Raw genomic sequence first — 7,855 nt, 5'->3', positions numbered from 1 at the left:
TGTTTGGTGGCGATAGCGAAGAGGTCACACCCGTTCCCATTCCGAACACGGCAGTTAAGCTCTTCAGCGCCGATGGTAGTTGGGGGTTTCCCCCTGTGAGAGTAGGACGCCGCCAAGCCATTTCAAAGATCAGCCATCGGGCTGGTCTTTTTTTGCGTTTATGAAAATTATGTAGCCTTGTTATTACACCCTGAGAAGGCTTATATGGAAAATAAAAGTGCGATATTCCCCCAGCCATACTTAGACATGGGTTATTTAATCCGATTTCAAAATACTGGATAATTGTATTTAAATAAGCAGCAGTACATATATTTTAGCTAAAAAGAAATTTATTCAGAAACTGGTAACTAAAAAAGTGGAGAATATCGGGTTAGAAGGAAGCCCGAATAAATGAAGAAAACTTCGTTCCACAGCAAATAAAAGTATGCTTCATCTTGTATGAACAGGAACGAATCCAAGGCATGGCTGTACTTTCAAGGTAAATAAGATTCAAAATGAGCACTTCGAAGATGAGTATGCGTAATTGCTTTATAGTTATTAAGGACTGCTTCATGAGTTTGACACAATTAAATTAGCGCAGTATAATAATTCAGTAGAACGATATACTAAATAAATTTAACTAATTAAATCTTGCATAATTGTTAATTCAATACCTTTTGAATTTAGAACCTAATATTGATTCTTAGTAGAACGATATACTAACACCATTTTTAAGTAGATCGATGTACCAATAATTAAGATTAGTAGAACGATATACTAGTTATGCGAATAGTTAGTAGAACGATGTACTAGCTAAAGCGGGTTTACTTATTGTTTTATTTAGTACGTAATTTTGTTCTTGAATTTATGGTATGGGGCAAGGGGGCAACTTCTGAAAGGCTTAAGAGTCAAATTGCATTTCATAATTATTTAATAGGGGTGTGTTTCATGAAAAATCCATTTATAAAAATGGCCACTGGTTTATATATTAGCTATTTTATTTTAGGCATGATCAATATTATCATCGGGTCAAATATGGAAAATTTGTCCGAACAATTGAACACGAGTGCCTCAGGGATAAGTTATTTGGTTTCTGCTATAGGAATAGGTAAGTTAGTTTCCTTGTTTTTCGCTGGTAGACTCTCGGATAAATTAGGAAGGAAACCATTTGTCGTTTCAGCATCTTTTATCTACCTGATCTTCCTTATAGGCATACCTTTGGCTCCTAGCTATACATTGGCATTTATATTTGCTATATGTGCTGGTATTGCAAACTCATTTTTGGATGCAGGTACGTATCCAGCACTTATTGAGGCTTTTCAAAAGAAAGCTGGTTCCGCTACCGTATTAGTAAAAGCGTTCGTTTCAATCGGTGCCGCACTTCTTCCATTCATCATGGCGTTCTTTATAGCTAGAGATATGTTTTACGGGTATACATTCTTCTTAATGGCTGCTGTATATCTTGTTAATGGGTTTTTCCTGCTTAAGGTTTCATTCCCGGATCATAAAGCCCAAGGCCAAACTCAGAATGATGAACAGGCTGTGCCGGTTCAACAGCAATTCCTCTCAAAACCGAAGTTTGCTCAGGAAGGTTTGGCAGTCATACTATTAGGCTTTACATCAACTGCTTTATTCATGCTGGTTCAAGTCTGGCTCCCGAACTTCGGACAAGATGTATTGGGGCTAACCCAAGCTAAGGCGGTTCAATTGCTTAGTTACTATAGCATTGGCTCCCTTGTTTCTGTCATTTTACTAGCTGTTCTATTGAATAAAGTAATTAAGCCCATTACCGTCATGATTATCTATCCGGTCATTGCAGCATTATCTTTATTGTCACTCATTTACATCCAGCAACCATTTATAACTGTTTTGAGCGCTTTCTTCATAGGGCTTTCAACCGCAGGGGTGTTCCAATTAGCCATGACAATAATCACAGAATTCTTCCCAGCCAATAAAGGGACAATTACTTCATATGTAAACATTGCAGCTAGTTCAGCCTTTATCATCATACCTTTCGTTACAGGTATCATTTCTAAGAGTGCTGGTTTAACTGCGGTCTTCTTGTTTGATGTGGCAATTGCGATAGTCAGTATTTTATTGGCCGTATTCGTTGCCTATCGATATAAAAAGGTAATTAAGATTTCCAATTAAATAGTCTGACCGAACATCAGTGGGGCATGAACCCCACCGATGATAATGATAAAAGGGGGAAACATCCATGCAAACATTCACGATCAAAGACGTAACGATCGGAGAAGGGGTTCCAAAGATCATCGTTCCTCTAATGGGGACAACTGAAGTAGAACTGCTTAAAGAAGTTGAAACGGTAAATGCGCTACAGCCGGATATCATTGAATGGCGAGTAGATGTCTTTGAACAAGTCGAAAGCTTAGAAGCCGTTTCAGATATGATTTCAAAACTAAGAAGTGCTGTTCCCAATACTTTGCTGCTTTTCACTTTTAGAAGCCATAAAGAAGGAGGAAACAAGGAAATCAGTGATGTTCATTATTTCCAGCTTCTTCATACAGCAATTAAAACGAAGAATATTGATCTTGTCGATGTAGAGTTGTTTTTTGAGGAATCATCAGTGAAGGAGACTGTAAAGATAGCTGAGGAAAATGGCGTATACGTAATAATGTGTAACCATGATTTCGATAAGACACCAGCAAAAGAAGAAATCATTTACCGATTGCGTAAAATGCAGGAATTTGGCGCCCATATTCCAAAGATCGCTGTGATGCCCCAAACGGTTGGTGACTTACTCGTTTTATTAGATGCAACTTACACGATGAAAACAAAGTATGCCGATCGCCCATTCATTACGATGTCAATGTCGGGTACAGGCCTGGTCAGTCGATTATCAGGTGCGGTGTTTGGATCTGCTTGTACATTCGGTGCCGGAAAAGAAGCATCTGCCCCAGGACAGATTCCTGTTACTCAATTAAGAGATGTATTGGAGATCATTGATCAAAATATTTAACTCATAATTCCTTCCAATAAGGAATTTATATAAAGTTTAAAAAATCAGGGGGAATAGAACATGGAAAATCTAGGACGAATTAATGGGAAAACAGAATTAGTAGGATTGCTGGCAACACCTATCGGACATTCTTTATCACCTGCCATGCATAATTTAGCTTTCGATAAATTAGGCTTGAATTGCGCCTATTTAGCATTTGAGGTTGGAAATGAAGAGCTGGAAGATGCAGTAAAGGGGATGCGTGCATTAAATGTAAAAGGATTTAACGTATCCATGCCTAATAAAATGAAAATCCTTCCATATCTAGATGAATTGGCAGACAGTGCTAAATTTTCTGGTGCCGTTAATACAGTTGTCAATGTTGATGGAAAGTTCGTAGGGCACAGCACAGACGGAATGGGATATACTCGGAACCTAAAAGAACATGGTATAGATATTAAAGGAAAGAAAATGACTCTTATCGGTTCTGGCGGGGCTGCAACTCCAATTGCCATTCAATCTGCGCTGGAAGGTGTGGCGGAAATCAGTATTTTTGCTCGTGATGATGCTTTCTTCCCGCAAGCAGAAGAGAATGTACGAATCATCAATGAAGATATGAAGCACTTAAATGTGAAAGCCAATGTATACCCTCTAGAAAATGTTGAACAATTAAAGGCTGAAATCGCAACTAGTGATATTTTGGCAAATGGAACTGGCGTTGGCATGAAACCTCTTGATGGCTTAAGTGTCATTCAAGACGAATCAATGCTGCGTCCCGATCTAATCGTAACAGATGTTGTTTACATCCCACGTAAATCAAAACTAATGGAACAAGCTGAGGCTGCGGGTGCTACAGCTATTAATGGTCTTGGGATGATGCTTTGGCAAGGCGCACTGGCCTTTGAATTATGGACAGGTCAACAGATGCCTGTTGATTACATCAAAGAGCAATTGTTTGCAGAATAATATGATTCACTCTGGAGATTATTCTCCAAATGGAGGTTTTTTCATACTTGATGTGCATCATCGTTAATTGATTACATTAAATGAGTGCAGATACCTCAGAGCTAAGAAATGCAGGGAGTGAAATCCCTTGTTTTTCTTAGCGTTTTTTTTTGAAAAGTGGTTTTCATTTAAATGGATAACATAAAGGGGAGGCTTTAATGTAATTACATTGTGCATTAAAGCGTTCTAGGGGAGAAACACAACGTGATTTATTATAGGGGTGTAATAATGAAAAATCAGTATTTTAAAGCGGCATCTGGCATGTATATTAACTATTTCCTGCTAGGGATGGTAAATATAATCCTCGCCTCGAACATGCCCTCTTTAACGGAACAATGGGATACGGACTCAACTGGCATCAGTTATCTCATTGCAGCAATAGGAATAGGCAGATTACTTACGTATGGTCTCTCGGGAGTATTATCAGATAAATTTGGGAGAAAGCCATTGATCATTGTCTCTTCGGTAATAATGGGAGTTTTTTTAATTGGGATTCCGTTTTCCCCCACATATGAAATGGCGTTTGTATTTGCATTGCTTGCGGGAATTTCCAACTCAGCCATGGATGCTGGTACATATCCGGCTCTAACTGAAATGTTTCCTGAATCTGCTGGTTCCGCCAGTGTAATGGTTAAGGCTTTTGGTTCACTTGGTGCAACCATTCTGCCATTCATCATCTTGTTTCTTACTAGGAACGAATTATTTTATGGGTTTGCATTTTTATTACCGGCTGTAGTCTACTTCGTGAATATGTTCTTTGTTTTGTCCGCTTCATTTCCAAAAAGCAAATCCGATGCTGTCAGTCATGAGGAGGATTTGCATAGTGGCAGGTTCATAACTGAACCAAAATTTTGGAGCGAAGGAGTCGCACTAATCATAATTGGGTTTACATCAACTGCGTTATTTACAGTTTCGCAAATCTGGTTACCGAGCTTTGGCCAGGAAGTCGCAGGGATGCCATCTTCAAGTGCAATTAAATTATTGAGCTATTATAGTGTTGGATCACTGATTTCCGTCCTGCTATTATCCATCTTATTAAACAAATGGGTTAAGCCCGTGACGGTGATATTGCTTTATCCAATGATTACTTTACTTACGGTAATCATCATATTAACGATTCATTCACCCATTGTCTTAAGTATTAGCTCCTTTTTCCTTGGAGCCTCGACAGCTGGGATATTTCAATTAACCATTGCAATAATGACTGAACTCTTCTGGAGGAAAAAAGGAACTGTAACAGGGATCGTTGCGACGGCTTCCAGTTTGGCGAGCGTCATTTTACCAATTGCAACGGGCTTGATCGCTAAGAGCGGGGATATATCACATATATTTCTTTTCGATTGCTTTATTGCAACCATTGGGATCCTGGCTGCAGCTTTTGTTTATTACCGCTATAAAAAATTGACACAGCACCAGACCATGTTAAATCATGGCTAATAAATATGAAGGATTACTTAAAACTCCATCTACTAGAACTAGGGTGGCGTTTTTTTTTGGACTAATGAATATTAGATATAGATGTATTGGAGTGAGTATTAACCGATGGTATACCCATGTTCCAAAAGCAAGGGTGTAATAATGACAGTAACTATATTATTATTATAGTAAGAACATGATAATAATAAGTACATCAAAAATACATTCAAGATGGTGATGAACTATGAAACAATCCAAAAAAGGGCGGGTCACGCTGCAGCAGGTAGCGAAACATGCTGGGGTTTCTACATCCACTGCTTCCCTTATCGTTCGCAATAACCCTCGAATATCGGAAGCGACGCGAAAAAAGGTATTAAAATCCATGCATGAACTGGGTTATGTATACGATAGAATTGCAGCCAACCTAAGGTCGCAGAGTTCTGATACTGTAGGAATCATTATTACCGACATATCAAACACCTTTTTTTCTGAATTCCTGATAGGCGTTCATGACGCATTGGATGAGGTCGGGTATACAGTGTTGCTGGGAACTACTTTCGACTCGGTTGCCAAGCAAGACCATCTCCTTTCAACCATGATGGAACATAGGGTGGGAGGCCTGATTCTTTGTCCTGTCTCTGAAAGCTCACAAGATACAATTGAACGGTTAAATGAAATTGACACGCCGATGGTCCTTGCTGTCAGGGAACTACCTGGAGTGAATAGCGACTATGTTGGAATAGACTATCCAGAAGGAGCCAGGATGGCTGTTGATCATCTACTTGGCAAGGGACATAAAAGAATTGCGCTCCTTGGTGGCATCAAAGAATCTTCTACTTGGATCGAGAGAATGGAGGGTTACCGAGAAGCTCTTTCAAGAGCGGGATTGGAAGTGGATGAATCGCTGGTTATAGATAGTGCCCCTACCCGGGAGGGAGGGCTGGAGGCTGTATTGAAAGTACTTGAGAATCCTAATCCGCCTACCGCGATTTTTTGCTTTAGTGACTTAATTGCTTTCGGTGTTATGCAAGGATTAATGATGAAAGGATTTACTCCTGGAAAAGATATAGATATCGTTGGGTTCGATAACGTTCCAGTCGCAGAAATCTATCATCCTCCGCTAACGACCATTTCCTCATTCCCTAGACGTATTGGGAAAGAGGCAGCGAATCTCCTGTATCAGCAAATGGAGAAAATTGAACGTGATCAACAGCGAATCATATTGAATCCAGAACTGATTATTAGAGAGTCTTCCTAATAAAGAAAAATAAAAAGGTGATCAGTTTACAGGAGGTTAGGTATCCATGCCGCTGTACCCTTTTCATCTTTTCTATTATTCTTTTATTGGGAAAATCGATTAAATGAAAGAGCTGTTCTTACTTAAGCGGTTCATAAATATCCCAGGCAACTTTCAATGAATCGACGATGAAGTCTGCCACTTCATCAACATCAAGATCATTGGTATTCACTTTTGAATGATGATAAGAGTATATTTCTTGTCTTGTGTGAAAGAGTTCTTCAATTTCCTCAAGGGACCGGCTTTGTAAAACAGGTCTACTATCAATAAGTAAGCCTATTCTCTCTTTCCAGTATTCCCAAGATAGGTCCAGGTAAAAGACAATGCAATTGGATAAACAGATGTTCCGTATATCCTCTTGTAAAAATGCCCCGCCCCCAACCGAAATGATTTTCAATTGTTGTTGACTAAGGCTTTCAATTACACTTTTTTCTTTTTCGCGAAATGCTTTTTCTCCAAACTTCTTGAATATTTCTGTAGTGGGCATATTGAATTCCTTTTCAATTTCTTGATCTATATCAATAAAGTCCCTATATAATTTCCTTGCTACTTTCCGTCCGATCGTCGTCTTTCCTACTCCCATAAAGCCAATAAAAACGATACTTTGCATCCTCAAAGATGTGTTTTTATTAATCATTTATAAATCCCTCTCCCAACTATTTTTATAATGATTAAAAGTCTATCCTGAAATTTTTAAAATATATTTATTATAGTACAAGAAAGTAAAATTGTAAAAAAATTTTTTAATATTTGGACAATGGGATTCGTGATTTAACGGTTTATTTTTAAAGCAATTTATCCGAAAAGGAACAATCAACTTTTCAGTATTTGATTTATACATCTGATTACATGTTTACCTTCATCTATCCAGATTTTTAATGCCGTTTCACATTACTAGCAGGTTGTATTGGTCAAAAGCATTACTAGGCTGATATTCCTCTATTAATTGCTTAAATCATTTAATAAGGAAATCATGAAATGTGTTGACTTTATGGTGGGAAAGGATTAATATAAATAAGCACCAACTAAGACAAACGAAAAACTTCATCGCTTTTGGCTGATTGCTGAAAGAAATAATAACTATTGACTTCTTACTATGAAAATGATAAGATGAAATGGTCGCTGAAAAACACAGCGATTTAAAATAAGTTAAAAACTTCGCAGAAGTTGACAACTAATCAATAAGATGTTATGATGAA

General features: G+C 38.2%; 6 protein-coding genes and 1 rRNA gene. 6 read left to right on the top strand and 1 reads right to left on the bottom strand.

The genetic code is table 11. The annotated features are described in order from the left end of the window. Positions 1–2: 2 nt before the first annotated feature. The 6 genes from rrf (at position 3) to MPH60_RS27435 (ending at position 6,617) form a co-directional block, all read left to right on the top strand. A 5S ribosomal RNA gene (rrf, locus tag MPH60_RS27460) occupies positions 3–118 on the top strand. Between the two features lie 809 nt (positions 119–927). Further along, entirely contained in the window at positions 928–2,130 is a 1,203-nt protein-coding gene (locus tag MPH60_RS27455; RefSeq protein ID WP_241594831.1) for an MFS transporter, read from the top strand. Between the two features lie 67 nt (positions 2,131–2,197). Continuing rightward, positions 2,198–2,959, top strand: a complete 762-nt coding sequence (gene aroD / locus MPH60_RS27450) for a type I 3-dehydroquinate dehydratase (protein WP_241594830.1) — start codon at positions 2,198–2,200, stop codon at positions 2,957–2,959. 60 nt (positions 2,960–3,019) lie between these two features. After that, positions 3,020–3,904 (top strand): shikimate dehydrogenase, encoded by an 885-nt coding sequence (locus MPH60_RS27445; protein ID WP_101226132.1) that lies wholly within the window; start codon positions 3,020–3,022, stop codon positions 3,902–3,904. A gap of 267 nt (positions 3,905–4,171) precedes the next feature. After that, positions 4,172–5,380 (top strand): MFS transporter, encoded by a 1,209-nt coding sequence (locus MPH60_RS27440; protein WP_241594829.1) that lies wholly within the window; start codon positions 4,172–4,174, stop codon positions 5,378–5,380. Positions 5,381–5,603: 223 nt separating this feature from the next. Next, complete coding sequence (locus MPH60_RS27435; protein ID WP_137020934.1) at positions 5,604–6,617, top strand: LacI family DNA-binding transcriptional regulator; 1,014 nt, start codon at positions 5,604–5,606, stop codon at positions 6,615–6,617. 118 nt (positions 6,618–6,735) lie between these two features. On the opposite strand, the gene MPH60_RS27430 is transcribed toward MPH60_RS27435, so the two are convergent. After that, positions 6,736–7,293 (bottom strand): shikimate kinase, encoded by a 558-nt coding sequence (locus MPH60_RS27430; protein ID WP_241594828.1) that lies wholly within the window; start codon positions 7,291–7,293, stop codon positions 6,736–6,738. Positions 7,294–7,855: the final 562 nt, after the last annotated feature.

The sequence above is a fragment of the Peribacillus sp. Aquil_B1 genome, assembly GCF_022603275.1.
GTDB lineage: Bacteria > Bacillota > Bacilli > Bacillales > DSM-1321 > Peribacillus.
This window is presented reverse-complemented; position numbering and strand designations above follow the sequence as displayed.

Bases quoted from the DNA above. Each gene is read 5' to 3' on its own strand.
- MPH60_RS27455 (WP_241594831.1), top strand. From the start codon at position 928: ATGAAAAATCCATTTATAAAAATGGCCACTGGTTTATATATTAGCTAT.
- aroD (WP_241594830.1), top strand. From the start codon at position 2,198: ATGCAAACATTCACGATCAAAGACGTAACGATCGGAGAAGGGGTTCCA.
- MPH60_RS27430 (WP_241594828.1), bottom strand. From the start codon at position 7,293: ATGATTAATAAAAACACATCTTTGAGGATGCAAAGTATCGTTTTTATT.
- MPH60_RS27445 (WP_101226132.1), top strand. From the start codon at position 3,020: ATGGAAAATCTAGGACGAATTAATGGGAAAACAGAATTAGTAGGATTG.
- MPH60_RS27440 (WP_241594829.1), top strand. From the start codon at position 4,172: ATGAAAAATCAGTATTTTAAAGCGGCATCTGGCATGTATATTAACTAT.
- MPH60_RS27435 (WP_137020934.1), top strand. From the start codon at position 5,604: ATGAAACAATCCAAAAAAGGGCGGGTCACGCTGCAGCAGGTAGCGAAA.